Consider the following 26,007-nt stretch of genomic DNA (forward strand, 5'->3'; position numbering starts at 1 on the left):
CAGCAACGGCTCGGCGAACACTGTTCTGCCGGGCCGTTGCGGATGTCGGCCAGGCTCCATGTCCGGGGCGGTGCCCCCGGGGGGCCACTCGCGAGAGGATGGATATGAACCACTTCGCTCGACGTACCGCCGCCGGAGGCGCCGCCTTGGTCGCCGCGACCGGACTGCTGCTCGCCGCGGGTTGCGGCGACGACGACAAGGACAAGGTCGATTCGGCCGTCTCCAGCGTGATCACCACCCTGCCCGGCGGGGCGGGTTCGGAGACCACCACCGACCCCGACGGCTCGGCGACGGCCACCACCGAAGCCGGGGAGGGCACCGCAAGCGCCACCTCCACCGCGACCGCCGCGGGTGAGTCGACCACTATCTCCGGCCCCAACGGCGACATCACCGTCTCCGGCGAGGTCTACAAGAAGTACGTCGCGGCGGGCGGCGCCGCCAGCCCGCTCGGCGCACCGGAAGAAGCGCAGGAATCGGGCCCCAACGGCGGCCAGTACCAGGACTTCGAGGGCGGAACCGTCTACTGGAGCCCCGAGACCGGCGCCCACATCGTGTGGGGCGAGATCCGTGAGGCCTGGGAGGAGAACGGCGGCGCCAACGGCACCCTCGGCTACCCGACCAGCGACGAGAAGGACATCCCCGGCGGCAAGCAGAGCGACTTCACCGGCGGAACCATCACCTGGGTCGGCGGCCAGACCACCGTCACCCCGAAGTAATCGCGCCGCGGCGCGGGGGCCGGTTCACCCCTTAGGTCCCCGCGCCCGACGGCGAAGTACTAGGTTGGCTGCGTGCAGAAAACTTTGACCGACCGCGAACTGCTGGACGCGCTCGCCGATGTGGTGGAAACGAACCTGAACCGGCACATCGAAGCGGCCGAGGGTTGGCAACCGCACGACCTCGTGCCGTGGTCGGACGGGCGCAACTTCGCCTTCCTCGGCGGCACCGACTGGGCGCCGGACCAGTCCGATCTCAGTGAGACCGCCAAGCTGGCGCTCACGGTGAGCGTGCTCGTCGCCGACAACCTGCCCTCCTACCACCGGGAGCTGGGCAAGTACCTGCGCACCGGGCCGTGGTGGCGCTGGGTCGGCCGTTGGACGGCCGAGGAGAACCGCCACGAGATCATGCTCCGCAACTACCTGATGCTCACCCGCGCGGTCGACCCCGTCGCGCTGGAGCGGGCGCGGATGGCGCACATGACCGCCGGCTTCAACCGGCCGCCGCTGCACCTCATCGACGTGCTCGCCACCTGCGCCTTCGAAGAGGCCGCAGCCGCCATCCGGCACCGCAACACCGCCGCCCTCGGTGAGAACCCGATCGTCACCGCGATGGCCGAGAAGCTGGCCGTCGACGACGAGCTGCAGGCCGAGTTCTTCGCCGAGCTCGTCTCCGCGGCGCTGGATCTGGTCCCCGATCAGGGTGTGCGCGCGATCGCCGACCAGGTGGCGGCCTTCCGGGTGCCCCACGTCGACCTGCCCGGCGGCGGTTCCAGCGACGAAGCCCTGGCCGAAGCGGGCATCTACGACCCCGCCAAGGAAGGTGAGCTGGTGTTCAAGCCGCTGCTGCAGCGCTGGAACATCTTCACCCGCACCGACCTCGGCGAAGAAGGCGAGAAGGCCCGCGCGGAACTCGCGCACCTGGCCTGATCTGTTCACTCGACGGCCGCCACCTTCCAAGGTGGCGGCCGTCGTGCTGTCTCAGGACTTCCGGTCGACGTTGGTCATGGCGAGCACGTCGAGCTTCTGATCGAGTTCCTCGACGCTGAGCTTGTCCGGGGTGAGGCCACGGTCGATCACGGTCTGGCGGATCGTCTTCTTCTCCCGCAGCGCCTGTTTGGCGACCGCGGCCGCTTCCTCGTAGCCGATTGCCGAGTTCAGCGGTGTGACGATCGACGGCGACGATTCGGCGAGCGTGCGCAGATGCTCCTCGTTGGCGACCAGCCCGGCCACGCACTTGTCGGCGAACAGCCGGGAGACATTGGCCAGCAAGCGAATCGACTCGAGCAGGTTGCGCGCCATCACCGGGATGTAGACATTGAGCTCGAACGCACCGCTCGCGCCACCGAAGGCGATCGCCGCGTCGTTGCCGACCACCTGCACCGCCACCTGCGTAACCGCTTCGGGCAGAACGGGATTCACCTTGCCGGGCATGATCGAACTGCCCGGCTGCAGGTCGGGGAGCTGGAGTTCGCCGAGGCCGGTGAGCGGGCCCGAACCCATCCAGCGGATGTCGTTGGCGATCTTGGTGAGACTCACCGCGATGGTGCGCAGCGCACCCGAGGCCTCGACGAGTCCATCGCGGGCGGCCTGGGCCTCGAAGTGATCGCGCGCCTCGCGCAGGGCGTCGATCTCGGTGGCGCGCACCAGTTCCGCGACGACCTTCGCCCCGAATCCGGCGGGCGCGTTGAGGCCGGTGCCGACCGCGGTGCCGCCGATGGGCAGCTCACCCAGGCGCGGAAGCGTGGCCATGATGCGTTCGATTCCGGCCTGGATCTGTCGGGTGTACCCGCCGAATTCCTGGCCGAGCGTCACCGGTACCGCGTCCATCAGGTGGGTGCGGCCGGACTTCACCACGGTGTGCCACTGCTGCGATTTGTCGAGCAGCGCGAGACGCAGATGTTCCAGTGCGGGAACGAGTTCCGCGATCACGGCCTCGGTGGCGGCCAGATGGGTGGCGGTGGGGAAGGTGTCGTTGGACGACTGCGACATGTTCACGTCGTCGTTGGGGTGCACGGTGACGCCGTTACGGGCCGCGATCGACGCGATCACCTCGTTGGCGTTCATGTTCGAACTGGTACCCGAACCGGTCTGGAACACGTCGATCGGGAACTGGTCGTCGTGACGGCCGTCGGCGATCTCGTTCGCCGCCGCGATGATCGCCTCGGCCTTCACCCGATCCAGCAGCCCGAGATCCTTGTTCACCTGGGCGCACGCGGCTTTCAGCAGCCCGAGCGCCCGAATCTGTGCCCGCTCGAGCCCGCGCCCACTGATCGGGAAGTTCTCCACCGCCCGCTGCGTCTGCGCCCGCCACAGGGCGTCGACGGGGACGCGAACCTCCCCCATGGTGTCGTGCTCGATGCGGTACTGCGCGTCGTCGTCAGCCATACCTCGACACTAGGACGAGAACCCCGGGAATGGGGCTCCCACACCCGCGCAATATCCCACACTGTCCCGCGGAATAACCGAAACACGCAGTCAGCCATGACCACACTCCCAGCCACCACATCCCGACCTCGAGGAGGGATCGCCGCGAAGCGGCGGTCGGCGGCCGTCCCGACGATCAGGCGCCGTTGCGTAGGCGACGAAGGAGCAAGCAACGGTGCCTGATCGTCGGGACTTGCGGGGCCGCCGACTCGAGCGCGTCAGCGCTCCAAAATTACGGCAGCGGGGGGTTCGCGCTGTCGTCGCCGTCGAAGTCGACCGAGGAGTACTCGCGCAGCTTGGTGAGGCGGTGGTAGGCGTCGATCATGCGGACGGTGCCCGACTTCGAGCGCATCACGATCGACTGGGTCGACGCGCCGCCACCGAAGTAGCGGACACCGCGCAGCAGGTCGCCGTCGGTGACGCCGGTGGCGCAGAAGAAGACGTTCTCGCCGGAGACCAGGTCGGTGGTCGAGAGCACACGGTCCAGGTCGTGGCCCGCGTCGATCGCCTTCTGGCGTTCCTCGTCGTCCTTGGGGGCGAGCATGCCCTGCAGCTCGCCGCCGAGACAGCGCAGCGCGGCGGCGGCGATGATGCCCTCGGGGGTGCCGCCGATGCCGACCAGGATGTCGACGCCGGACTCGGGACGCGCCGCGGCGATGGCACCGGCGACGTCACCGTCGGAGATCAGGCGGATGCGCGCGCCCGCCTCGCGGGTCTGCTGGATGATCTCGGCGTGGCGGGGGCGGTCCAGGATGCACACGGTCAGGTCGGACACCGAGGACTGCTTGGCCTTGGCGACGCGGCGGATGTTTTCGCCGATCGGTGCGGTGATGTCGATCGAGCCGGCGGCATCGGGGCCGACGGCGATCTTGTGCATGTAGAACACGGCCGACGGGTCGAACATGGCGCCGCGCTCGGCGACCGCGAGCACCGAGATGGCGCCGGGGGAGCCCTTCGACATCAGGGTGGTTCCGTCGATCGGGTCGACCGCGAAGTCCACATCGGGGCCGGTGCCGTCACCGACCGCTTCGCCGTTGTACAGCATCGGCGCTTCGTCCTTCTCGCCCTCGCCGATCACGACGATGCCCTTCATGGACACCGAGCTGACCAGCTGACGCATGGCGTCGACGGCCGCACCGTCGCCGCCTTCCTTGTCTCCGCGGCCGACCCAGCGGCCCGCAGCCATCGCTCCTGCCTCGGTGACACGTACCAGCTCGAGGGCGAGGTTCCGGTCGGGTGCCTCGCGGCGGCTGGGGGCGGGCGAAGATGCCGTCATTGCGGAGTGCCTCCTTGGCGTTGGTGATACGGGGGCAATTGTCGCATTCCGAACCTGCACGGTCGTGCACGACCTCCCGGCGCGACCCCTGAGCGGCCAGGTCAGGGGCCGAGTGGATACTGGTAGTCGTGGCCCAGACCAAGCACCGCATCTTCAACGACTACCGCGATCTGTTCTGGTCGCTGATTCCGTTGGTGCTGATCGCGGTCGTGCTGGCGGGTGCGGCCAGTCAATGCACGGTGGCGACCAACGGCCCGACCCAGGGGCAGATCCCGTTCTTCGACGCGAGCGCCGCGCTGCGCTCGGACGCGAAATCGATGCCGTTCCCGATCCGTCAACCGGTCTTGCCGGAGGGTTGGGTGTCGAACTCCGGCAGCCGCGAGAACATCAGCATCGCCGGTGGCGGGCCGGTGAGCACGGTCGGCTACATCACCCCGCAGGGCACCTACATGCGGTATTCGCAGAGCAATGCCACCGAGGAAGCGCTGTCGCGGCACGTGCTCGGCTCGCGCTATCCCACCGGAACCCAGGACATCGCCGGTCAGAAGTGGGTCGTCTACACCGAGCCCACCGAGGAGTCGGCCTGGATCGCCGACCTCGGAGCGGTGCGGATCCTGATCACCGGTGCGGGCAACGAGGCAGCCTTCACCACCCTGGCGCAGGCGGTCACCGCCGCCCAGCCGCTCGCGAAGTAGGCGGTGGGATCAGCCGTCTGCGTCGAGGTCGGCGCGTGACAACGCGTCCTCGACGCGCTTGCGGGCGCCCGCCAGGTGCTGTTCGCAGCGCGCGGCCAAGGCTTCCCCGCGCTCCCACAGGGCCAGCGAGTCGTCGAGGTCGAGGCCGCCCTGTTCGAGCATCTTCACCACATTGACGAGTTCGTCGCGGGCGCGTTCGTAGCCGAAGGTCGCGATCTCGGCCAGGGTGTCGGTGTTGTCGGAACCGGCGTCGGCCACGGTCACTTCCTCTTCTCGTCGGTGGATTGCGGGGTCAGGCGCGTGGTGCCGAGCGCGGCGGCGGTGATCGCGCCGTCGCCGACGCGGATCCGCAACTGACTGCCCGCTGGTGCGTCGTCGATCTCCCGGACGACGTGGCGTTCGGGTCCGGCCACGCGCTGCACGACAGCGTAGCCACGGGCCAGGGTGGCGGCCGGGCCGACCGCGGTGAGCTTCTCGCGCAGATGCGTGGTCCTGGTCGCCTCGGTGCGCAGCGCGTGGTCGATGCAGCGGCGCGCGGCGGTGCGTAATCGTTCGACCTCGTCGTGGCGGTGACCGAGCTCGCGCAGCGGGTCGGCCAGCACCGGACGTGAGCGCAATTGCTGCAAGGCATGGGCCTCGCGTTGCACCCACCCGCGCAGCGCCGCCGCCGAGCGGGCCCGCATCTCGCGCACCCCGGCCAGTTCGGCGGCGGCGTCGGGCACGATGCGTTTGGCGGCGTCGGTGGGGGTGGCCGCGCGCAGGTCGGCGACCAGATCGAGCAGCGGGTTGTCGGGTTCGTGACCGATCGCGCTCACCACCGGGGTGCGCGCCGCCGCGACGGCCCGGCACAGGGCTTCGTCGGAGAAGGGCAGCAGGTCTTCGGTGCTGCCGCCGCCACGCGCGATCACGATGACATCCACTTCGCCGTCGAGCTCGCGTAACGCTTCCAGCATCTGCGGCACCGCGCTCGGGCCTTGCACCGCGGTATTGCGGATGACGAAACGTACTGCGGGCCAACGCTTCTGGGCGACACTGAGCACATCGCGCTCGGCCGCGCTCGCCCGCCCGGTGATGAGGCCGACCGAGGCGGGCAGGAACGGCAGCGGCCGCTTGAGCCGCGGATCGAACAGGCCCTCCGCGGTGAGCAACGCCTTCAGCCGTTCGATCCTGGCCAGCAGCTCACCGATGCCGACCGCGCGAATCTCGGTGACGCGCAATGAGATCGTGCCGCGCCCGGTGAAGAACTGCAGTTTGCCGTAGACCACCACCCGGCTGCCCTCGGTGAGCGGAACGGGCAGACGACGCAACAGATCCGGGTCGCAGGTGATCGACAGCGACATGTCGACCGAGGTGTCGCGCAGGACGAGGAACGCGGTGCGCGTACCGGGGCGCAGATTGATCTGGGTGACCTGCCCCTCCACCCAGATACTGCCGAGACGCTCGATCCACTGGGCGACCTTGATCGCCACCGAACGCACGGGATACGGCTGCTCCGCCGAATTCGCCGGTGCGGCCGCGGTGCCGGTGCCGTCCTGAGTCATATGTCAGTTCTACGGGAGGGCACCGACAAACGAAAAGGCGGCCGCGTCCCGTGGGATCGCGGCCGCCTCGGCAGTGGAGTGTCGCTACTTGGCCTGCACGGTGGCGATGCGGTTGGTGAGCATGGTGACGAAGGGCGCACGGGCGCGGGTCTGCTGCTCGAAGGCCAGCAGCTGCTCGAGCTCCTCGACGCTGAGCATGCGCAGGCGGGCGCGCAGCTGGGCCAGCGTCATCGAGGGGTAGTCGTAGCGGATGGCGACCTCGGGTGCCTCGACCTCCTCGGGCGCTTCCTCGGCGGCGGGTTCGACGGTCTCGTTCTCGGTCTCGAGCACCAGCAGCGACGCGGGCACGGCCTGACCGTTGGTCTGGGACCGGGGAGCGTCCTCGGCGAACAGGTCGAACTTGCTGGCGTGACCGTTCGTCGTCGCGGCGGGCGCGAGATCCTCGTCGAAGGTCGCCCACTCCGGCTGCTCCTGCGCGGGCGAGCCGAGCCGCTCGAACACGGCGTCACCCTTGAGCGCGAGGCTGGTGACGAACTGCTGCACGTGCATGGTCGTCTGCAACACGCGACTGATGGCGGTGATCGGGAATTGGACCGCGGCGACGGGCAGCCGCCGGGTCTCTTCTAAGGCGTATACGGCGGCGCCGGCGGCGACCCGAGCCAGAAACGGAGGTCGAAACATGATCCCAGCCTGCCCCAAAGCGGCTGTGATGCAAAGATCCCGACCACCCTGATGTGATCTATGCCCCTTCGGCCACCCCTGGCCACGCACGTAAGCTGTGCACTATGACCTCGGCAATCCCCTTGAACGTCGGTATCACGCGCTCGGCGAGCGCGGCGGATGCCGGTGCCAAGCGCGTGCTGCTGGCCGAGCCGCGCGGATACTGCGCAGGCGTCGATCGTGCTGTCGAGACGGTCGAGAAGGCTTTGGAACAGCACGGCGCGCCGATCTATGTGCGCAAGGAGATCGTGCACAACCGGCACGTGGTCGAGACCTTACGTGAGCGCGGGGTGATCTTCGTCGACGAGACCGACGAGGTGCCCGAGGGCGCGCTCGTGGTGTTCTCCGCGCACGGTGTCGCGCCGACCGTGCACGAGACCGCCGCCGAACGCAACCTGCGCACCATCGACGCCACCTGCCCGCTGGTCACCAAGGTGCACCAGGAGGCCAAGCGCTTCGCCCGCGACGACTACGACATCCTGCTGATCGGGCACGAAGGGCACGAGGAGGTCGAGGGCACCGCCGGTGAGGCGCCGCAGCACGTGCAGCTCGTCGACGGCCCCGACTCGGTTGACCGGGTGACGGTGCGCGATCCGGCGAAGGTGATCTGGCTGTCGCAGACCACGCTGTCGGTCGACGAGACGATGGAGACCGTCGAGCGGCTGCGTCAGCGGTTCCCGACCTTGCAGGACCCGCCGAGCGACGACATCTGCTACGCCACCTCCAACCGCCAGACCGCGGTGAAGGCGATGGCGCCGGAATGCGATCTGGTGATCGTCGTCGGTTCGCGCAACTCCTCGAACTCGGTGCGGTTGGTCGAGGTGGCGCTCGGGGCGGGTGCGCGGGCCGCGCATCTGATCGACTACGCCCGCGAGGTCGACCCGGCCTGGCTCGACGGCGTGCGGACCGTCGGTGTCACCTCTGGCGCGTCGGTACCCGAGATCCTCGTGACCGGTGTGCTCGACCTGCTCGCCGAGCACGGCTTCGGTGAGGTGCAGCCGGTGACCACGGCCAACGAGACGCTGGTGTTCTCCCTGCCGCGCGAGCTGCGTCCCGCGCGTCGCTGACAGACGAGAAATCCCCGCCGCTTTCCAGGATCGCGGCGGGGATTTTCGTGTGTTCAGAGGCCGTCGGGGCGTCGCCGTTCGGTGCGGGCGGAATCGGCGCGATCGCGGTAGCGCACGTTCGGCTGCGGGTGCGGCGGTGCGTCGCCGCGCCTGCGACTCGTGCGGGCCGGTTCGGGTTCGCGTGGGGCTGCCGCGCGTGGCGTACGCGGTTCGCGGGTGCGTGCGGCGGTCGGCGCGCGTTTCGGGTCGGCGCCGCGCGCGGGGCGACGCGCCGGGCTCGACATATCGACCTCGGTATCCGGGTCGTCGAGGACGCCGGTCCGGCGCGGCCGCTTGCGCGCGGCCTCGGCCAGGTTCCGGGCCGCCGGTTCGGGGCGACGGCTCGTGGTCTTGCGGGTGCTTCGACGTTCCGTCGCCGGTCGCGCCGTGGCGGGCGCGCGCTTGGCGAGGGCGATCCGGACGCCACCGATCACTGCGACCAGCAGGGTGGCCAGCGCCATCGTCGGGAAGCGTTCGACCAACGGGATGACCAGGTTCATCAGCACGTCCTTGATGGACGTGGTGCTACGGCCACCGAGCAGCTGACAGGCCACCGGAACAGCGACGAACAGCAGCAGCGGCGGCATCACCATGGTGGCGAACAGGCCACGGGCCCGCACCGCGCAGACCGCGAGCACACACCCGAGCACGTAGAACACCGAGAACGTGGTGGTCGGGAAGTCTTCGTCGCCCAGCGCGTCGATCAGGAAGCCGAGCGTCGTCGCGCCGACGGCGAGCGCGATCGCCGCCCACGCGGCGATGCCGGGCACCGAGGGCATGATCGAACGTTGCGGCGCGGGCACCCGGGGTCGCGCACGTTGGGAAGCAGCCACCCTATGACACTAACCGCATGACGACCGTGTTGCGGTCGCGGCACGGAGAACTCAGCGGCGATCCTCGGCGTCGGCGAAGGCCACCACCCGGGGCCGGGTCTCGGCGAGCCGGATTGCCGGGAGCTCCTGATCGGCGATGCCGAGATCGTGCATCCGGCGCGCGGTGACCAGCACCCGCGACTCCACCGAGCCGACGGCGGCGTTGAAAGCCGCTACGGCCTTACCGAGATTCAGGCCGAGGGTGTCGAGGTGTTCGGCGACCTTGCCGATGCGGGTGTAGAGCTCCTTGCCCAATTGCTGCACCGTTGCCATATCTCGCGAGAGGGCTTCCTGACGCCAGCTGAACGCGACCGTGCGCAGCAGGGCGATAAGTGTGGTGGGCGTCGCGAGGATCACGTTCCGGCCGAACGCGTACTCGAGCAGCTCGGCATCGGTGGTCAGGGCGGCGTCGAGGAACGGGTCGCCGGGGACGAACAGCACGACGAACTCCGGCGCCGGGTCGAAGGCCGCCCAGTACGCCTTGTCGGCCAGCTGGTCGACGTGGGCGCGCAGCTGCTTGGCGTGCCTGGTCAGTAATCGCGTGCGCTCGCCCGGATCCTCACTGGTCGCCGCGTCCAGGTAGGCGGTGAAGGGAACCTTCGCGTCGACGACGATGTGCCTGCCGCCCGCCAGCCGCACGACCAGGTCGGGTCGCACCGCGCCCCGGTCGTCGCCGCCCGCCCGGGTGACCTGGGTGTCGAAATCGCAGTGCCTTGTCATGCCCGCCAGCTCCACGACCCGTTCGAGCTGGATCTCACCCCAGCGTCCACGCACCTGTGGTGCGCGCAGCGCGGCGACGAGTTGCCCGGTCTGATCGGAGAGCCGATGCGAGGTGCGCTGCATCCCCGCGACCTGTTCGCGCAGTCCCGAATAGGCGTCGATGCGATGGTGCTCCACCTGCCGGATCTGCTGTTCGAGCGCGCCGACCGCGTCGCGCAGCGGGTCGACCAGCGCGCCGACGGCGGCCGAATGCCTGCGCGCGGCATCCTCGTTCGCCGCACGCAGCGACTGTTGGAGCAACCGCTGGTTGTCCTCGGCTGCGGCGAGCCGGGCTTCGGCGACCGCGGCGCGTTGCCCGCCGCGGGCCGCATGGCCCAACCAGCCGAGACCGAGGCCTGCGGCGAAAACCAGGACGAGCGCGACGAGCATCGAAGCGGTCATGGCGGCGATACTGCCCGAGGGCACCGACAAGTTCGCAATCCCCGGGCAACCGTGTCGGCGAAATGACACGGTTGTAGTGCGTCGATTGAATTCTGTCGGTGCACTGGCCTACGGTTCGCGGCATGCGGATCCTGCACACCTCCGATTGGCACATCGGGCGCACCTTCCACGGTGTCGACCTGCTGTCGGATCAGGCGCGCGCACTTACGGCCGTCGCCGACCTGGTCGCCGCCGAATCCGTCGACGTGGTGGTGGTTCCCGGCGACATCTACGACCGCTCCATTCCCGGGGCCGACGCGATCGCGGTGTGCAATCGCGGTTTCGAGGCGATCCGCGCCGCGGGGGCGACCATCATCGCCACCTCCGGCAACCATGATTCGCCTGCCCGGCTCGGCGCGGGCGCGAGCTTCGCGGCCGCTGGTGGGTTGCATCTGTGCACGCGGGTCGCCGATGTCGACAAACCCGTCCGTCTGGCCGACAGCCACGGTGAGGTGGTGTTCTACGGGATCCCGTACCTGGAGCCGGAGATCACCCGTGCCGAACTCGGTGTGCCGCAAGCGCGCTCGCACGAGGAGATCCTGCAGGCGGCGATGACGCGGATCAATGCCGATCTGAGGGGGCGGCCGGGGGCTCGGTCGGTGGTGCTGGCGCACGCGTTCGTCGTCGGCGGGGCGGCCACCGGGTCGGAGCGGTCGATCTCGGTCGGTGGGGTGGAGACGGTGTCGATGGCGGCCTTCGACGGCATCGACTACGTGGCGCTGGGACACCTGCATTCGCCGCAGACGCTGTCGGAGTCGGTGCGCTACAGCGGTTCTCCGCTGCCGTATTCGTTCGGCGAGAGCTCGCATCGCAAGGCGGTGTGGATCGTCGACCTGGACGAGAACGGGCTGGCCGACGTGCGCCGTCACGATCTGCCGCTGGTGCGCGGGCTCAGTAGGCTCACCGGAACACTCGAGGAACTGCTCACCGCCGACGAGCATCTCGGTGCGGTGGAGCATTATGTGTCGGCCACGCTCACCGACACCGCGCGGCCGGTCGACCCCATGCGCAAGCTGCGGGAACGTTTTCCGCATGCCGTGCACGTGGAATGGGTTCGGCTGGAAGGTAATCCGGAGTTGCGGTATCGCGAGCGAGTGCACGGCCGCCGCGACACCGAGGTGGCCGCGAGCTTCCTGTCCGATGTACGTGGGGAACCGACCGAGGGGGAATTGGCATGGGTGGAACGAGCTCTGGCCGCCGCGGTGAGCGAGCCCGATCCGCCGAGCCCGGAACCATTGACGGCGGAGCTCTCGGCGTGACCGGGGACGCCGCGTGAGACTGCACCGGCTGGAGATGACCGCGTTCGGCCCCTTCGCCGACACCACGGTCGTCGACTTCGACGAGCTCGGCGCCGACGGGCTGTTCCTGCTGCACGGGCACACCGGCGCGGGCAAGACCACGGTTCTCGACGCCATCGCCTTCGCGCTCTACGGCAAGGTGCCCGGTGCGCGCGGTGAGAGCAAACGTCTGCACTCCGACCACGCCGACCGGCTCACCCCACCACAGGTGAGCCTCGAGGCGACCCTCGGCGGTCGCAAGCTGCGACTGACGCGCGTGCCCGAGTTCGAACGACCCAAGCGCGACGGATCCGGCACCCGGGTCTCCCAGCCCAAGGCCACACTCACCTGGCTCGACGGCAGCGGCGAGAACCTCTCGCGCATCACCGACATCGGCGACGAGGTGCTGCGGCTGCTCGGCATGAGCGCCGACCAGTTCTTCCAGGTGGTGCTGCTGCCGCAGGGCGATTTCGCCCGGTTCCTGCGGGCGGAGAACGAGGATCGCGAAAAGCTGCTCGAAAAGCTTTTCGACACACAGCGTTTCGGCACAGCGGAGCGGTGGCTGGCCGACCGTAGACGCACCGCCGAAGCCGAACTCGGGGTGCTGAGACAGGGCATCGACCGGCTCATCACGAAGGTGGGAATGGCGGCCGGGTACGGCGGCGCGGAATCGGTCGGGCTGCCCGACGCGGTGAGCTGGTCACAGGATCTGCTCTCCACGGCCCGCCACGAACTGGCCGAGGCCATCGCGAATACCGAACTGCGCCAGAAGGAGTCCGACGCCGCCCGCGCCGAAGCCGACGAGCAGCGCCGCATCACCGAACTCCATGCCCGGATGCGGGCAGCCAGGTCCGAACTCGAGGCCTACACCGCTGCCGCCCCCCACCGCGCGGCCCTGGAACGCGAACTCGACCAGGCTCGTCGCGCCGAACCGGTCGTCCAGGCCATCGACGAGGCCCGGACCGTCGTCCGCGACCTGCGCCGCGCCGAAACCGCCACGCGCGCCGCCGCGACCGAACTCGCCACCCAGCTCCGCGCCGAAGCGGCTGCCGACCTACCGGGTCTCGACCTGCTGACCGTGATCACCGACGAGCCCGATGAGGCCCGACAGAACCCGCGATCGGACGCGGCGGGGGATGCGGGTACGGCTTCCGATCGTCGTCCGCGCGCTGCGGATGCGCGCTCGACGGTCGACGGGTCGGAGCAAGCTGAGGGTGTCGCCGATGGCGGCTCGAGCCATCACCTCGAGGACCCGATGGCGTCTTCGCTCGACGGTTCGCGTGGACAGGACGTGCGGTCGGTCCGGCCGCGCTCGACTGATACCGATGGAGAGGCCGACCACCGCAGCGGTGCGAACGGCGGTGGCGTGCGCGACGCGTCATCAGGGGGCGTCGCGGCTGGTCCGGTGCGGGATGTCGCGGGAGATCTCGACGGGGCTGTCAGTCGGTGGAACGCGCTGATCGGCGTTCTCGGGGCGGTCCGGGCCGAGGCGGTGACCGCGAGGCAGCTGGCGGGGGATCTCGCGGCGCACGAGGCGGAGGCCGAACGGTTGACGCGGCGGGCCGGGGAGCTGGCGCGCAGGCGCGAGGAACTGCCCGCGATGATCGCCTCGGCGCAGGAGCAGTTGCGGGAGGCGACCGATGCCGCCGCTGCGCTGCCGGGGTTGCGCAACGACCTGTCGAAATGGCAGGACTCGGCGGCCGCTGCCGTCGAATTGACCACCAAGCGACCGGCTCTGGACCGGGCGCAGGCCGAGCTCGACGAGGCACGGCGAGCCCACCTCGATGCGCGGGAGCAGGTGCTCGACCTGCGTTCGCGACGCCTGGCGGGGATGGCTGCCGAGCTCGCGGGCGCGTTGGTCGATGGCGCGCCGTGCACGGTCTGCGGTTCCGCCGAGCACCCCGAACCGGCCCGGCCGACCGACGACGCCGTGTCCAAGGACGCCGAAGACGCCGCAGTGGTCGCCGAGCAGGCCGCGGAGGCCGCACGCGACCGAGTCGCCCAGCGCATCGCCACCCTGGAACGCGAGATCGAAGCGCTCACCGCACGCGGTGGCGCCGCCGATCCCGTCACCCTCGCCGACGCCGTACGCACCGCCACCCACCGCTTCGAAGACGCCTCCGACACCGCGAACCAAGCGACCGCCCTGACCACGCGCCTCGAAACCCTTCGCAGCGAAGAGTCGGCCCTGCACGAGCAGTCCCGCGACCTGGACGCCCGCCTCGGCACCGTCACCGCCAATATCGCCACCACCCGCACCCGCCTCGACGAACTCACCGCCCGCCTGCGCACCGCGGCGGGTGCCGACACCTCAGTCGACGCCCGCGCCGCCCGCCTCGAATCCCTCATCACCGCAGCCACCGCCCTGCGCGACGCCCGAACCGCGGAATCCGCCGCCCGCACAGCCGTCACCCGCATCGCCACCCGCGTCGAAAACCTCGCGGCAGCAGCGGGATTCCTCTCACAGGATGCGTCGCCGACACCCGAGGGACCGGCCGCGAATCACTCGTCCGACACACCGGAAACCCCGCCTCGCACACCCCGAAACCCGGCTGCCCCGGTGACGCCGACGCTGTTCGACCTTTTCGACGAGGAGGACGACGAAGAAGAGCCGGCCGACGAGCCGGTCGCGCCGCGGGACGACATCGCCTTGCTCACCGCCTGTGCACAGGTCGTCGGAGCGGCTGCTCGCACAGCCCGGCAGCAGACGGCGATCGAGGCCGAACTCACCGCCGCCGACCGGGCGCGGGCACACGCCGAGGCGGTGTTGGCCGAGCCGGGGATTCAGGCAGTGGCCGAGCGTGTTCCGGGTGATCCGGTCGAATGGGAGCAGCGGTTCGCGCTGGCACAGAATGCGCTCACTTCAGCGGTCGCCGCGCAGTCGGCGGCGACCGAGCGTGTCGCCCAACTCGAACAGTTGAGTACCCAGCTCTGGGGTGAGGTGGAGCGGATCGCACCCAAACAGCGGGAATTCGACGAGCTGGCCGGGTTGGCCGAGGTGGTCGCCGGGCGCGGCGAGAACAATCGGCGAATGTCGTTGCGGTCCTATGTGCTTGCCGCGCGGCTCGAGGAAGTGGCGGTGGCGGGGTCGGTGCGGTTGCGCCGGATGTCGGGTGGCCGTTACGAATTCGTCCACTCGGACAAGGCCGGTCCGCGCGGCAGGCGCGGCGGACTCGGTCTCGACGTGCGCGACGACTACACCGGCTCCGTCCGTTCGGCGAAAACCCTCTCCGGCGGCGAAACCTTTATGGCCTCACTCGCTTTGGCGCTCGGCCTGGCCGACGTGGTCGCCACCGAAGCCGGTGGCGTCACCCTCGACACCCTGTTCATCGACGAGGGTTTCGGCAGCCTCGACGCCGACACCCTCGATGCCGTCATGGGCGTCCTCGACGAACTGCGCGCCGGCGGCCGCGTAGTCGGCGTGGTCAGCCACGTCGACGAAATGCGCCAACGCATCCCCACCCGCCTCCACGTCCTACGCGGCCGCAACGGCTCTCACCTCAAAACCACCGTCGCCTGACCTACCCGACCGCAGCCGCCTCCTTCGCGGGCGTCGGTTCGAACCCGGGCAGCCGCCCGTCGAGGTAGGGGATCATCAGCTGGATCAGTGGTCCGATGCCGAAGGCGTACACGACGGTGCCGATCCCCACGCTGCCGCCGAGCAGCCAGCCCGTGACGAGCACCGACGTTTCGATGCCGGTGCGGATCGTCCACACCGACCAGCCGGTCCGGGCGACCAGGCCAGTCATCAGTCCATCGCGCGGTCCTGGACCCATTCCGGCGCCGATGTAGAGAACCGTCGCGGCGGCATTCACCACCACCGCGACAACCATGGCGAGCACGCGCAGCCACAGTTGTTCCGCAGCCGGGATGAGCCACAGGCCGACGTCGACCGCCACCCCGATCACCACCACATTGCTGATGGTGCCGAGCCCCGGCCGCTGCCGCAGCGGGATCCAGGCGAGCAGGACGACCACGCCGGTCAGCGCGGTCACCATCCCGAAACTCAACGGCACGTGCCCGGCGACGCCCTGATGGAAGACGTCCCACGGATCGAGCCCGAGCCCGGCGCGGATCATCACCGCCATGGACGTCCCGTACAACCACAGGCCCACATACAGGGCGACCAGGCGGCGAGTAAGCATGCGCACCATCGTGCGCCCTACTGGACCCTGAATAAATAGCCAATGATGGAAAACTGGTTTGGTGCCGGGCCTCGAACCCCGGGCTACGGGTGGAAGGTCCCGCGTCGCGTCGAACGCGACACCCATCAGCTGCGCGAGCCGCACCTCACCCTTCGTGCGTGAGCAACCACCTCTTGGCCTCGAGCCCCCACCGGAACCCACCGAGCGCCCCGCCGATCCGCAGCACCCGATGACACGGCACGAACAGCGCGGCCGCATTGCGCGCGCAGGCATTGGCCGCCGCCCGGGTGGCCGCGGGCCGACCGGCCAGCCCCGCGAACTCGGTGTAGGTGACCGGCTCACCCGCGGGCACCTTGCGCAGGATTTCCCAAGCCTGCGTGAGGAATTCACCCGACTGCTGACGCACCGGCACCGCGTCGATCACGGTGAGATCGCCCGCGTGATAGTCGATGACCGCGCGGGTGACCTCGCCCAGCGAATCCCGTTGCCGCAGTTCGGCCGGTCGCAGACTCGCGTGCACGAGACCGGCCAACCCGGTCGCGTCGGCGGTCCAGCCCGAAGCCAGGACCGCGCCGTCGGCGTCGACGAGGGTGGTGAACGGTCCGATCGGGGTGCCGACCGTGGCGTAGTCGGCGTGCGTGATGGTCATGATGTCTCTTTCCGTCAGGAGTACGTGGGCAGTGGGACGGCGCCGCGCTGCACGAGCGCCGTCTTCCACAGGTGCATGGACAGGTAGGAGCGCCAGGGCGCCCAGCGTTCGGTGTCGGTGAGGTCGATGTCCGCGAGTGCGGCGCCTTGGCGGACGACCAGGTCGGTGTCGAGCAGGATGTCGGGGTCGGCGAGCGAGCGCATGGTCACGTAGTCGGCCGTCCACGGGCCGACCCCGTCGAGGGCGAGCAGGTCGCGGCGCAGGTCGTCGGCGGTGCGGCCCGAGTGCAGTACCAGTTCGCCGTCGGCGATGGCCCGCGCGGCCGACACGATCGCGGCGATCCGGCGGGCGGGCCCGGTCAACACCTCGGCACCGTGTTCGGCGATGGCCGCGGGTGTGGGGAACAGCAGCGGTACCGGGCCCTCGATCCGTTCACCGAGCGCCTCGACCAGGCGCGCGGTGTGGGTCGACGCCGCTCGCACCGAGATCTGCTGCCCGATCATGGTGCGCAGCAAGAGTTCCGGTCCGTCGAGGCAACCCGGCACGCGGATGCCCGGTGTGAACGGGCTCGTGTCGCCGATGTTCGGCGTGATTCCCAGTGCCTCGTCGATCCCCAGCGGATCGGCGTCGAGATCGAGCAGGTGTCGCACCCTGGCCACGGTCGGCGCCAGGTCGCGCATGTCCCGCAGGGCCAGTTCGGCTCGCACATGTCCCGGCCGGAAGGACAACCCGATGGTCGCGTGCCCGTGCGGCGTGCGCAGGCTGCGCGTGTACACCCCGTTCTCCCACAGCTCCATCCCCGGCACCGTGTGGGCGGACAGGAACCACGCCAGCCATCCGGTATCGAGCGGTTCGCGATACGGCAGCCGCAATGTCAGCAGGCCGGGTGTGGCGGGCGCCTCCACGTCGTTGCGTGGTGAGCGGCGCGATTCGGTGCGCATCGTGGTCGGACTCACCGCGAACACCTCGCGCACGGTGTCGTTGAACTGGCGGATGCTGGCGAAGCCGGCCGCGAACGCGATATCCGACATGGGCATGTCGGTGGTCTGGATCAGCAGCCGTGCGGTGTGCGCGCGGTGCGCCCTGGCCAGCGCGAGCGGTCCCGCGCCGAGCTCGGTGGTGAGCACCCGGGTCAATTGCCGTTGCGAATAGCCCAGTGTGGCGGCGAGTTCGGGCACACCACCCCGCTCGATCACCCCGTCGCCGATCAGGCGCATGGCGCGGGCGGCCAGGTCGGCGCGCACGTTCCACAGCGGCGAACCGGGCGCGGCATCGGGCAGACAGCGCCTGCACGCCCGATACCCCGCCTGCTGGGCCGCCGCGGCGGTGGGCAGGAACGACACATTGGTGCGCTTGGGCGTGATCGCCGGGCACGAGGGACGGCAGTAGATGCCGGTGGTGCGGACCGCGGTGAAGAACTGCCCGTCGAAACGGGAGTCGCGGGTCGACACCGCTCGGTAGCAGCGCTCGAAGTCCAAAGCCGTGATGGTCACGTTGTCCACAATGGCAGCGCACCCGGCCCGGTGCTAGCGGAAATCGGCCACCTATTCAGCAGCAGCGGTTAATGGGGTTCCGCTCGGCTTCGGCATAGCGTTCGCGCCAGTAATCGCGTTCGGACGGGACCGGGCGGTCCGGGTGGTTGCGGCGCAGATGGGCCACATACCGCTGGTAGTCCTGGCCGCCGTTGATCGCGCTGTACCACCGGGCCACCGAGCGCGCGCCCGCCCAGACGCGGTGCGCGAGGGCGCGGGCGGCCGATCCGATGGACCGCCCGCCCGCATCCCCGGCCGAACTCACGACACGTGCACCGATCCGGGCGCGGTCACCTTGCCCTCGGCGATGAGCACGTCCCACTCCTTCTGCACGTCCTTCTCCGCCTTCGTCGACACGAAACCGCTGGGGGAGAAGATCTTCGACGGCTGCTCCTCGGATTCGGAGCTGGTCACCTCACCGGTGCGGATCGCGCGCAGGCACACCAGCGCACCGACGACGGTCACGATGAGCACGAGCACAGCGAACACGATCGACAACGTGCCCTGGATGAAGGTGTTGCGGATCGCGATCTCCACCTGCTCCGGCGTCTTGGCCGTCAGACAGCCCTTGCCCGCGTCCTTGGCGGCCTGGCACAGGCTGTGCTGCTTCCAGTAACCGAGCTTGGGATCGGCGGAGAAGATCTTCTGCCAGGAGGCGGTCATGGTGACGACGAGGTCCCACACCAGCGGAATACCGGGGATCCACGCCCACTTCCACTGCCCACGTTTGACGAGGATGGTGAGCACCACCGTCAGCGCGATCGCGGCCAGCAGCTGGTTGGCGATACCGAACAGCGGATAGAGCGCGTTGATGCCGCCGAACGGATCGTTCACGCCCATCAGCAGCACACCACCCCAGCCCGCGACCACGAGCAGCGAACACACCCAGGCGCCGACCCGCCACGACGGATCACGGAACTTCTCGAAACCGCCACCGAAGTTGCCCAGCGCATCCGACACCAGGAACCGCGCGACACGAGTGCCCGCGTCGATGGTGGTGAGGATGAACAGCGCCTCGAACATGATCGCGAAGTGGTACCAGAACGCCTTCATCGATTCGCCGCCGAGGAACTTGTGGAAGACCTCGGAGATGCCGACCGCCAGCGTGGGGGCGCCGCCGGTGCGCGAGATGATCGTCTGCTCACCGACATCCGACGCCGCGTCGGCGAACAGCTCCGGCGTCGCGGGCGGACCGTCGAGACCGAGCTTGTTGGTGTAGGCGGCGGCCGTCTCCGGTGTGCCACCGGTCAGCGAGCCGGGCGCGTTCATGCCGAAGTACAGGTGCTGGTCGATGATCGAGGCCGTGATGATGGCCATCACCGCGACGAACGACTCCATCAGCATGCCGCCGTACCCGATCATCCGGGCATTGGATTCCTTGGCGAGCAGCTTCGGCGTGGTCCCCGAGGAAACCAACGCGTGGAAACCCGACAGCGCACCACAGGCGATGGTGATGAACAGGAACGGGAACAGACTGCCCGCGAACGCCGGACCGGTACCGCTGGAGGCGAATTCCGACACCGCGGGCGCCTTCAGCACCGGCATGGTGATGAGAATGCCCGCGGCGAGCAGCACGATCGTGCCGACCTTCATGAACGTCGACAGGTAGTCGCGCGGGGCGAGCAGCAACCAGACCGGCAGCACCGAGGCGAAGAAGCCGTAGGCGATCAGGCACCAGGCGATGGTGGTGCGCGACAGGGTGAACCAGTCCGCGCCCCACTCGGTTTCCGACACCCAGCCACCGCCGACGATGGCGGCAAGCAGCAGCACGATGCCGATCGCGGACACCTCGCCGACCTTGCCCGGGCGCAGATAACGCAGGTACACACCCATGAACAGCGCGATCGGGATGGTCATCGCGATGGAGAACACGCCCCACGGGCTTTCACCGAGGGCGTTCACCACGACCAGCGCGAGCACCGCGAGCAGGATCGTCATGATGGCCAGGATCGCGACGATCGCCGCGACGCCACCTACGGCACCCAGCTCGTCGCGCGCCATCTGGCCGAGGCTGCGACCACGCCTTCGGGTCGAGGCCCACAGCACCAGGTAGTCCTGCACCGCACCGGCGAACACCACGCCGACGACGATCCAGATGGTGCCCGGCAGATAACCCATCTGAGCTGCGAGAACCGGACCGACGAGGGGACCGGCACCGGCGATGGCGGCGAAGTGGTGACCGTAGAGCACCCGCCGGTCCATCGGCATGAAGTCTTTGCCGTTGTCGTAGATCTCGGCCGGGGTGGCCACGTCGTCGCGCGGCTTGGTCACCTTCCATTCGATGAACCGGGCATAGAATCGGTACGCGATGACGTAGGTGCACACCGCCGCGATCACGATCCACACCGCGTTCACGGATTCTCCGCGCGCTGTCGCGAGATAGGTCCACGCGCCGGCGCCGAGCACGCCGATCCCCGCGAACACAGCCTTCTTGGCGGGCGTGATCGGCGTGCGATCGACGACACCGACCGGAGGCAAGTCCGGTTCGGTCCGCAGATATTCGATGGTCGTCGCCATTGACTCAACTCCTGTACAACGCGCAGAGCCTCGGGTGAAGCATCGACAACGTAGCCGATGTGCTCTGCGCGCCGGACAGGATCACACGCCGTCGCACCCAAGATGAAATTTTGTTCAGTGTTGGTTGGAGCGCTGGCGCGCTCGAGTCGGCGGCCCCGCAAGTCGCGCGGGGTAGGGAGCGGATCTACTCACCGTTGTAGGTGCCGAAGCTCCAGAGGTTGCCTTCAGGGTCTTGGGCGCTGAAGCCTCGGGAGCCGTAGTCCTCGTCGCGGAGTTCGCGGATGATGGTCGCCCCCGCGGCGGTGGCGCGGGTGTGGAGGGCGTCGGGGTTGTCGGTGACGAGGTAGATGTTGGCGACGCCGGGTGGTCGGGTGCAGAAGGGGGAGTCGTCGTCGCGGCCGGTGGAGCCGAACATGATGCCGCCGCCTTCGGACCAGCGCAGTTCGCCGTGTTCGACGATCGACGGGTCGTCGTCGCGGGCGTAGACGGCGGTCGCCTCGAAACCGAAGGCGGTGGTGAGAAATTCGATCATGGCGCGGGCGTCGGTGAAGGCCAGGCACGGCCAGACCGCGCCGCGGGTGTCGGTGGAAGTAGTCATGTCCTCAGCCTCGCGCCTTGGCCGCCCCCGGGTCTTGGACGGATGGAATCTCCTCGGCCAGCCATGCTGTCGGCGCCACGCCCGCCAGTTCGGCGAAGTCGCGATTCAGGTGCGCCTGGTCGTAGTAGCCGCAGGTGGCCGCGATCTGGGCGATCGAGACATACGACGGCGTGTTGGCGAGCATGCGGCGGGCGCGTTCGAATCGGATGATCCGCGCGGCCAGTTTGGGGCTCGCACCGAATTCGGCGGTGAACTTGCGGGTGAGGTGTTGTCTGCTCCAGCCGATGCGTTCGGCGAGGGGATTGATCGGGCAGGTGCCGCCCGTGCCGACGAGAGTGCGCCAAGCCCAGGACAATTCGGGGCCGGGGACCGATTCGGTGCGGGCCGCTGCTGTGAGCGCCCGGTCACAGGCGGCGAACCTGCTCGGCCAATCATCTTGCGCGTGCACAGCATCGGCGAGCTGATCGCCCAAAGACCTTCGCGCTTGTGAACATTCGATCGTCACATCCCACATCTCGCTCGCGGGCATCCCGAACAGCACACGACTGCCGAGCGGGGTGAGCTCTATGGCCACACCTTCCTGGAAACCGGTGTGCGCGATCATCGCCGGGGCGGCTTGTAGTCCGCTCAGCACACAGCGGTAGCTGCCGGGTGGTTGACGCCGATCGGTCTGCTCGACGACGTCGATCGGCGGGCCTGCTGCCACGATGAACGTCATGTGCCGCGAGGGCAGACCACGGTGCAATCCCGGTGCGTAGCCCGTCATGCGATAGCCCACGTACCGGTCGATGAACGCGGCGAGAACCGGCGCGGGGGCTGCGGTCACCACCTCCGTGGTCGCCTCCATAGTCGTCACGCTACGCCGGGGCTGAAGTGGCTCGCCAGAACGATCGATGTCGGCATCGCACCGATGGCACCCGCGATCTCGAGTTCACCTCGGCGAGCCGCATCTGCCGCCGCCAACGGACGAGGACCTGCTCGGGCCGTGCGTCCACAGGCGGCGAAGGTGGGATGCGGGGCGCCTGCGCTTCGCCTCGCGGAGTGTGTTGTTGAGCACGCGTCTGAGCGCTCTGGGTGGGGTAACCGAATCGAGAAGGTGCTCTCCATATCTCGGCGTGTGCGGTGAGATATCGCACTCGGTGATTCCGGGCGTGTGGAAACACGAGGTCAGCCGGTTAATCTTGCGCCTTCGTCCAATTCTGTAGGAGGTGTCATGCGGCGGGTTCAGTACGAGCGCAGCAATGGTCCGGGGGTGCTCGAGGTCGTCGCGGCCGAGGTGCCGGTGCCCGGTGCCGGTGAGCTGCTGGTCCGAGTGGAGGCGATCGGGGTCACCCTGTCGGCGATCCGGCGCATCAGCGAGGCACAGCCGTTGCGGGCCGAAGTGGCCGGTGAGGTCGTCGCCGTCGGTGACGGGGTCGACGGGTACAGCGCCGGCTATCGCGTGGTCGGTGTCTGTGACGCCGACGCCTACGCCGAATACGTGCTGCTCTCGGTCGACCAGGCCTCCGCGATTCCCGACGGCGCCTCCGCCGTCGACGCCGTCGCCCTGATGCGCAGCGGGCTCGTCGCCCTCGGCGCGCTCGACACCGTCGCCCCGCGCGAAGGCGAGACCGCACTGGTCACCGCCGCCGCGGGTGGCGTCGGCCACCTCGCGGTGCAGCTGGCCCGCGTGCGCGGCGCGAGCTGGGTGGTCGCCGCGGTCTCCGACGAGAGCAAAGCAGGGTTCGTCCGTGAACTCGGCGCCGACGAGGTGTACACCTACGACCAGCTGCACTGCGGCAAGCAGGCCGACTACGCCCTCGACGGTGTCGGCGGCAGCGACCTCGGCAACACCCTCACCGGCCTCGCCGACGGCGGCCGCGCCGTCACCTACGGCAGCAGCGGCGCGATCGACACCGAGGACCTGCTCGCGAGCGGCAAGACCCTTACCGGTTTCCGCATCGGCCGCCTCGCCCAGCGCGACCCCGCCCGCTACGAGGACCTGCGCCAGGAGGTCTGGCAGCACTACGCGTCGGGTCTGCTGCGCCCCGTCGTGCACGCCGAGTTCGCGCTCGACGACGCGGCCGCCGCCCACGCCGTCATCGAGCAGCGCACCAACCTGGGCAAGGTCGTCCTCGTCCCCTGAGCTGGTCGCTGTTCCGCCTCCCCGCGACTCTGGCCTGATTCAGGTGCGTGGAGATTGTCATCGGCGGCGTACCCGACGAGTTACCCATGTTCGTGCGAGACAAGGTCTGCCGGGGCGGGGTCGCGGCGTAGGGGCAGACCCGTAGACTCTGATCCTTGTGAGCCTCACCCTCGGAATCGTCGGCCTGCCCAATGTCGGAAAGTCGACCCTGTTCAACGCGCTGACCAAGAACGACGTGCTGGCCGCGAACTACCCGTTCGCGACCATCGAACCCAACGTCGGCGTGGTCCCGTTGCCGGACAAGCGGCTCGACAAACTCGCCGAGATCTTCGGCTCCGAGCGGATCGTGCCCGCCGTCGTGTCGTTCGTCGACATCGCGGGCATCGTGAAGGGCGCCTCCGAAGGCGCGGGCCTGGGCAACAAGTTCCTCGCCAACATCCGTGAGGCCGACGCCATCTGCCAGGTGGTCCGCGTATTCGCCGACGACGACGTGATCCACGTCGACGGCCGGGTCGACGCCGCCGCCGACATCGAGGTCATCGAGACCGAGCTCATCCTCGCCGACCTGCAGACCCTCGAGAAGGCCATCCCGCGCCTCGAGAAGGAAGCCCGCGTCAAGAAGGACCGCAAGCCCCTGCTCGACGCCGCCAAGGTCGCCGAGGGTTTCCTCAACGAGGGCACCACCCTGTTCGCGGCGGGCAAGAAGATCGACGCCGAGTTGCTGCGTGAGCTGTCGCTGCTCACGATCAAGCCCTTCCTCTACGTCTTCAACGCCGACGAATCCGTCCTCACCGACGAGGCCAAGGTCGCCGAACTGAAGGCCGCCGTCGCCCCCGCCGACGCCGTCTTCCTCGACGCCAAGGTCGAAGCCGAACTCCTCGAACTCGACGACGAATCCGCCCTCGAGCTCCTCGAATCCATCGGCCAGACCGAACCCGGCCTGCACGCCCTCGCCCGCGCCGGCTTCCACACCCTCGGCCTGCAGACCTACCTCACCGCAGGCCCCAAGGAAGCCCGAGCCTGGACCATCCACCAGGGCGACACGGCCCCCAAGGCCGCAGGCGTCATCCACACCGACTTCGAACGCGGCTTCATCAAAGCCGAGATCGTCGCCTTCGACGACCTGGTCGAAGCCGGCTCCATGGCCGCCGCCAAAGCCGCGGGCAAGGTCCGCATGGAAGGCAAGGACTACATCATGGCCGACGGCGACGTCGTCGAATTCCGCTTTAATGTGTAGTTCGTTGCACATGGGCTGACTGAAAGAGCCAGGAGCAAAGGAGGCCGGCGTCGGTCGTCGACGCCGGCCTCGGATAGATGCGCGGAATCAGCGTGCGTTTACGCGCGTCTTCTCGCTCGGGTTCGCCCGATGCCGACGCTGCGCCACCAGAACCACGGCCGCCGCCGCGCTTGTGAAGACGGCGCTGCACAGCCATGCCGTGGCGGGACGGGTGGTGCGGTCGACGACGAGGCCGGCGGTGATCGGGCCGAGAACCGCGCCGACATTGAATGCGGTGGTCGCCAGGGCGCCTGCGATGCGCGGCGCGGTGGGGGCGGCGATTCGCACGATCGTGGCGATCAGTGTCGACCCCACGCCGAACGCGACCGTGCCGGTCACCACTGCCATGATCAGCACCCCGATCAGCAGGTGCGCGGTGAGTGCGGCCAGTAGCCAGACCGCGAGGAGCGCAATGGTTCCGGCGGTGATGATCCGGTGGCGATGGGTGTCGCTGTAGCGGCCGGTGATCGTGACGCCGACGGACGAACCGAGGCCGAACAAGGCGAGCGCGAGGGGGACCCACCGGCCGTTCGCGGCGGCGGCGTTCGTGATGGTGCCTAGGTAGGTGAACCCGGCGAAAGTCGCTGCGTTGACGAGGATTCCAGCCGCGACAGCTACCTGGACCTCTGGCAGCCGCACGACCGACCATTCATGACGCAACGACAGCGCCTGCGGGTCCGGCCGCTCGTCGCGACCGAACATGAACCACACCGGAACCAGCGCGGCCGCACTGATCACGGCAACGGCCCAGAAAGTCGACCGCCAGCCCCATGCCTGCCCGAGCAGGGTGCCCGTGGGCACACCGGCGATGCAGGCGACCGTCACTCCTGAGATCACCACAGATGTCGCTCGGCCGACCGACGCCGGGCCGACCAAGCGCGGCAACGCGGCCAGGGTGACCGCGAGGAACCCGGCGTTGGCGACGGCGGCGACCACCCGCGTCACCAGCAGGACCCCGAACCCGGTCGCGACCGCACCCACCACGTGGGCGGCGCAGAACAGCGCCAGGAACGCGGTGACCGAATACCTGACCGGCAACCGGCCCGCCGCCGTCGCCATCAACGGTGCACCCAGCACCATGCCTGTCGCGAACAGCGAGGTCAGCAGACCCGCGGCGCCGAGGGAGATTCCCACGTCACCCGCTATCTGCTCGAGCAATCCCGACACCATGAATTCGGATGTGCCCTGCGCGAACACCGCGACAGCCAGCACGAAAACCACAACGGGCATAAGAGAAGACTCCCCGGAAACAAGGGCGCCACCATCACCACGACGGCACCCGGGATGAGTGCGGAAGCGGGTGATCGGTCACCCGTCCGCGAAAAGCGACATCATCCG

23 protein-coding genes are annotated in these 26,007 nt (G+C 69.0%); 8 read left to right on the plus strand and 15 right to left on the minus strand.

Features of this window, described 5'->3' with window-relative positions:
- Positions 1-104 precede the first annotated feature (104 nt).
- Together NI2_RS03330 and NI2_RS03335 are read left to right on the plus strand one after the other, a co-directional pair.
- On the plus strand, positions 105-716 hold the full coding sequence (locus tag NI2_RS03330) for an LGFP repeat-containing protein (protein ID WP_067485989.1): 612 nt from the start codon (positions 105-107) through the stop codon (positions 714-716).
- Between the two features lie 72 nt (positions 717-788).
- Positions 789-1,643, plus strand: a complete 855-nt coding sequence (locus tag NI2_RS03335; protein ID WP_067485677.1) for an acyl-ACP desaturase — start codon at positions 789-791, stop codon at positions 1,641-1,643.
- A gap of 51 nt (positions 1,644-1,694) precedes the next feature.
- Here the strand turns inward: NI2_RS03335 and NI2_RS03340 are convergent, their stop codons facing one another.
- Positions 1,695-3,101, minus strand: a complete 1,407-nt coding sequence (locus NI2_RS03340; RefSeq protein WP_067485679.1) for a class II fumarate hydratase — start codon at positions 3,099-3,101, stop codon at positions 1,695-1,697.
- A gap of 271 nt (positions 3,102-3,372) precedes the next feature.
- Positions 3,373-4,416, minus strand: a complete 1,044-nt coding sequence (gene glpX, locus NI2_RS03345; protein WP_067485681.1) for a class II fructose-bisphosphatase — start codon at positions 4,414-4,416, stop codon at positions 3,373-3,375.
- Positions 4,417-4,544: 128 nt separating this feature from the next.
- On the opposite strand from glpX, the gene NI2_RS03350 reads away from it, so the two are divergent.
- Positions 4,545-5,111, plus strand: a complete 567-nt coding sequence (locus tag NI2_RS03350) for a DUF4245 domain-containing protein (protein WP_067485683.1) — start codon at positions 4,545-4,547, stop codon at positions 5,109-5,111.
- Positions 5,112-5,120: 9 nt separating this feature from the next.
- Here the strand turns inward: NI2_RS03350 and NI2_RS03355 are convergent, their stop codons facing one another.
- From NI2_RS03355 to NI2_RS03365, 3 genes are all read right to left on the minus strand, one after another.
- Entirely contained in the window at positions 5,121-5,369 is a 249-nt protein-coding gene (locus tag NI2_RS03355) for an exodeoxyribonuclease VII small subunit (RefSeq protein WP_067485990.1), read from the minus strand.
- A gap of 2 nt (positions 5,370-5,371) precedes the next feature.
- A complete protein-coding gene (xseA, locus tag NI2_RS03360; RefSeq protein WP_067485685.1) occupies positions 5,372-6,652 on the minus strand; it encodes an exodeoxyribonuclease VII large subunit in 1,281 nt (426 codons plus the stop codon).
- Positions 6,653-6,736: 84 nt separating this feature from the next.
- Positions 6,737-7,333 carry a lipid droplet-associated protein gene (locus tag NI2_RS03365; RefSeq protein ID WP_067485687.1) on the minus strand — a complete coding sequence of 199 codons (597 nt, stop codon included), beginning with the start codon at positions 7,331-7,333 and terminating at the stop codon, positions 6,737-6,739.
- Positions 7,334-7,437: 104 nt separating this feature from the next.
- Between NI2_RS03365 and NI2_RS03370 the strand changes: the two genes are divergently transcribed.
- Positions 7,438-8,439 (plus strand): 4-hydroxy-3-methylbut-2-enyl diphosphate reductase, encoded by a 1,002-nt coding sequence (locus NI2_RS03370; protein WP_067485689.1) that lies wholly within the window; start codon positions 7,438-7,440, stop codon positions 8,437-8,439.
- 53 nt (positions 8,440-8,492) lie between these two features.
- Here NI2_RS03370 and NI2_RS03375 read toward each other — a convergent pair whose 3' ends face one another.
- Positions 8,493-9,311, minus strand: a complete 819-nt coding sequence (locus NI2_RS03375) for a DUF6542 domain-containing protein (protein WP_208115317.1) — start codon at positions 9,309-9,311, stop codon at positions 8,493-8,495.
- 51 nt (positions 9,312-9,362) lie between these two features.
- Entirely contained in the window at positions 9,363-10,511 is a 1,149-nt protein-coding gene (locus NI2_RS03380) for a DNA recombination protein RmuC (protein ID WP_067485693.1), read from the minus strand.
- 122 nt (positions 10,512-10,633) lie between these two features.
- Here NI2_RS03380 and NI2_RS03385 point away from each other — a divergent pair, with 122 nt between their 5' ends.
- Both NI2_RS03385 and NI2_RS35525 read left to right on the plus strand, forming a co-directional pair.
- Positions 10,634-11,809 carry an exonuclease SbcCD subunit D gene (locus NI2_RS03385; RefSeq protein ID WP_067485695.1) on the plus strand — a complete coding sequence of 392 codons (1,176 nt, stop codon included), beginning with the start codon at positions 10,634-10,636 and terminating at the stop codon, positions 11,807-11,809.
- A gap of 13 nt (positions 11,810-11,822) precedes the next feature.
- The gene (locus NI2_RS35525) at positions 11,823-15,347 is read left to right on the plus strand and encodes an AAA family ATPase (RefSeq protein WP_067485697.1); all 3,525 of its coding nucleotides are present in this window, start codon (positions 11,823-11,825) and stop codon (positions 15,345-15,347) included.
- A gap of 1 nt (position 15,348) precedes the next feature.
- Here the strand turns inward: NI2_RS35525 and yczE are convergent, their stop codons facing one another.
- The 7 genes from yczE to NI2_RS03425 all read right to left on the minus strand — a co-directional run bounded on the left by yczE (position 15,349) and on the right by NI2_RS03425 (position 22,115).
- Entirely contained in the window at positions 15,349-15,972 is a 624-nt protein-coding gene (yczE, locus tag NI2_RS03395) for a membrane protein YczE (protein ID WP_067485991.1), read from the minus strand.
- 145 nt (positions 15,973-16,117) lie between these two features.
- The gene (locus NI2_RS03400; protein WP_067485699.1) at positions 16,118-16,621 is read right to left on the minus strand and encodes a methylated-DNA--[protein]-cysteine S-methyltransferase; all 504 of its coding nucleotides are present in this window, start codon (positions 16,619-16,621) and stop codon (positions 16,118-16,120) included.
- 14 nt (positions 16,622-16,635) lie between these two features.
- Positions 16,636-18,123 carry an AlkA N-terminal domain-containing protein gene (locus NI2_RS03405; protein ID WP_067485701.1) on the minus strand — a complete coding sequence of 496 codons (1,488 nt, stop codon included), beginning with the start codon at positions 18,121-18,123 and terminating at the stop codon, positions 16,636-16,638.
- 46 nt (positions 18,124-18,169) lie between these two features.
- Positions 18,170-18,418, minus strand: a complete 249-nt coding sequence (locus tag NI2_RS03410; RefSeq protein WP_084475825.1) for a YbdD/YjiX family protein — start codon at positions 18,416-18,418, stop codon at positions 18,170-18,172.
- Positions 18,415-20,670 carry a carbon starvation CstA family protein gene (locus NI2_RS03415; RefSeq protein ID WP_067485703.1) on the minus strand — a complete coding sequence of 752 codons (2,256 nt, stop codon included), beginning with the start codon at positions 20,668-20,670 and terminating at the stop codon, positions 18,415-18,417. The genes NI2_RS03410 and NI2_RS03415 overlap by 4 nt, the downstream gene beginning before the upstream one ends.
- 184 nt (positions 20,671-20,854) lie before the next feature.
- Positions 20,855-21,268, minus strand: a complete 414-nt coding sequence (locus tag NI2_RS03420) for a VOC family protein (RefSeq protein ID WP_067485705.1) — start codon at positions 21,266-21,268, stop codon at positions 20,855-20,857.
- Positions 21,269-21,272: 4 nt separating this feature from the next.
- Positions 21,273-22,115 carry a helix-turn-helix domain-containing protein gene (locus tag NI2_RS03425; RefSeq protein WP_067485707.1) on the minus strand — a complete coding sequence of 281 codons (843 nt, stop codon included), beginning with the start codon at positions 22,113-22,115 and terminating at the stop codon, positions 21,273-21,275.
- Positions 22,116-22,481: 366 nt separating this feature from the next.
- Between NI2_RS03425 and NI2_RS03430 the strand changes: the two genes are divergently transcribed.
- Positions 22,482-23,393 carry a quinone oxidoreductase family protein gene (locus NI2_RS03430; protein WP_067485708.1) on the plus strand — a complete coding sequence of 304 codons (912 nt, stop codon included), beginning with the start codon at positions 22,482-22,484 and terminating at the stop codon, positions 23,391-23,393.
- Between the two features lie 157 nt (positions 23,394-23,550).
- Positions 23,551-24,630 (plus strand): redox-regulated ATPase YchF, encoded by a 1,080-nt coding sequence (ychF, locus tag NI2_RS03435; RefSeq protein ID WP_067485710.1) that lies wholly within the window; start codon positions 23,551-23,553, stop codon positions 24,628-24,630.
- 87 nt (positions 24,631-24,717) lie between these two features.
- Here the strand turns inward: ychF and NI2_RS03440 are convergent, their stop codons facing one another.
- Positions 24,718-25,899, minus strand: a complete 1,182-nt coding sequence (locus NI2_RS03440) for a Cmx/CmrA family chloramphenicol efflux MFS transporter (protein ID WP_067485712.1) — start codon at positions 25,897-25,899, stop codon at positions 24,718-24,720.
- Between the last annotated feature and the right edge of the window lie 108 nt (positions 25,900-26,007).

This window comes from Nocardia ignorata NBRC 108230 (genome assembly GCF_001612905.1).
Classification (GTDB): Bacteria; Actinomycetota; Actinomycetes; order Mycobacteriales; family Mycobacteriaceae; genus Nocardia; species Nocardia ignorata.

Excerpts from the sequence above, each read along its gene's own strand:
- NI2_RS03330 (WP_067485989.1), top strand. The coding sequence starts at position 105 with ATGAACCACTTCGCTCGACGTACCGCCGCCGGAGGCGCCGCCTTGGTC.
- NI2_RS03340 (WP_067485679.1), bottom strand. The coding sequence starts at position 3,101 with ATGGCTGACGACGACGCGCAGTACCGCATCGAGCACGACACCATGGGG.
- glpX (WP_067485681.1), bottom strand. The coding sequence starts at position 4,416 with ATGACGGCATCTTCGCCCGCCCCCAGCCGCCGCGAGGCACCCGACCGG.
- xseA (WP_067485685.1), bottom strand. The coding sequence starts at position 6,652 with ATGACTCAGGACGGCACCGGCACCGCGGCCGCACCGGCGAATTCGGCG.
- NI2_RS03365 (WP_067485687.1), bottom strand. The coding sequence starts at position 7,333 with ATGTTTCGACCTCCGTTTCTGGCTCGGGTCGCCGCCGGCGCCGCCGTA.
- NI2_RS03370 (WP_067485689.1), top strand. The coding sequence starts at position 7,438 with ATGACCTCGGCAATCCCCTTGAACGTCGGTATCACGCGCTCGGCGAGC.
- NI2_RS03380 (WP_067485693.1), bottom strand. The coding sequence starts at position 10,511 with ATGACCGCTTCGATGCTCGTCGCGCTCGTCCTGGTTTTCGCCGCAGGC.
- NI2_RS03385 (WP_067485695.1), top strand. The coding sequence starts at position 10,634 with ATGCGGATCCTGCACACCTCCGATTGGCACATCGGGCGCACCTTCCAC.
- yczE (WP_067485991.1), bottom strand. The coding sequence starts at position 15,972 with ATGCTTACTCGCCGCCTGGTCGCCCTGTATGTGGGCCTGTGGTTGTAC.
- NI2_RS03400 (WP_067485699.1), bottom strand. The coding sequence starts at position 16,621 with ATGACCATCACGCACGCCGACTACGCCACGGTCGGCACCCCGATCGGA.
- NI2_RS03415 (WP_067485703.1), bottom strand. The coding sequence starts at position 20,670 with ATGGCGACGACCATCGAATATCTGCGGACCGAACCGGACTTGCCTCCG.
- NI2_RS03420 (WP_067485705.1), bottom strand. The coding sequence starts at position 21,268 with ATGACTACTTCCACCGACACCCGCGGCGCGGTCTGGCCGTGCCTGGCC.
- NI2_RS03425 (WP_067485707.1), bottom strand. The coding sequence starts at position 22,115 with ATGGAGGCGACCACGGAGGTGGTGACCGCAGCCCCCGCGCCGGTTCTC.
- NI2_RS03430 (WP_067485708.1), top strand. The coding sequence starts at position 22,482 with ATGCGGCGGGTTCAGTACGAGCGCAGCAATGGTCCGGGGGTGCTCGAG.
- NI2_RS03440 (WP_067485712.1), bottom strand. The coding sequence starts at position 25,899 with ATGCCCGTTGTGGTTTTCGTGCTGGCTGTCGCGGTGTTCGCGCAGGGC.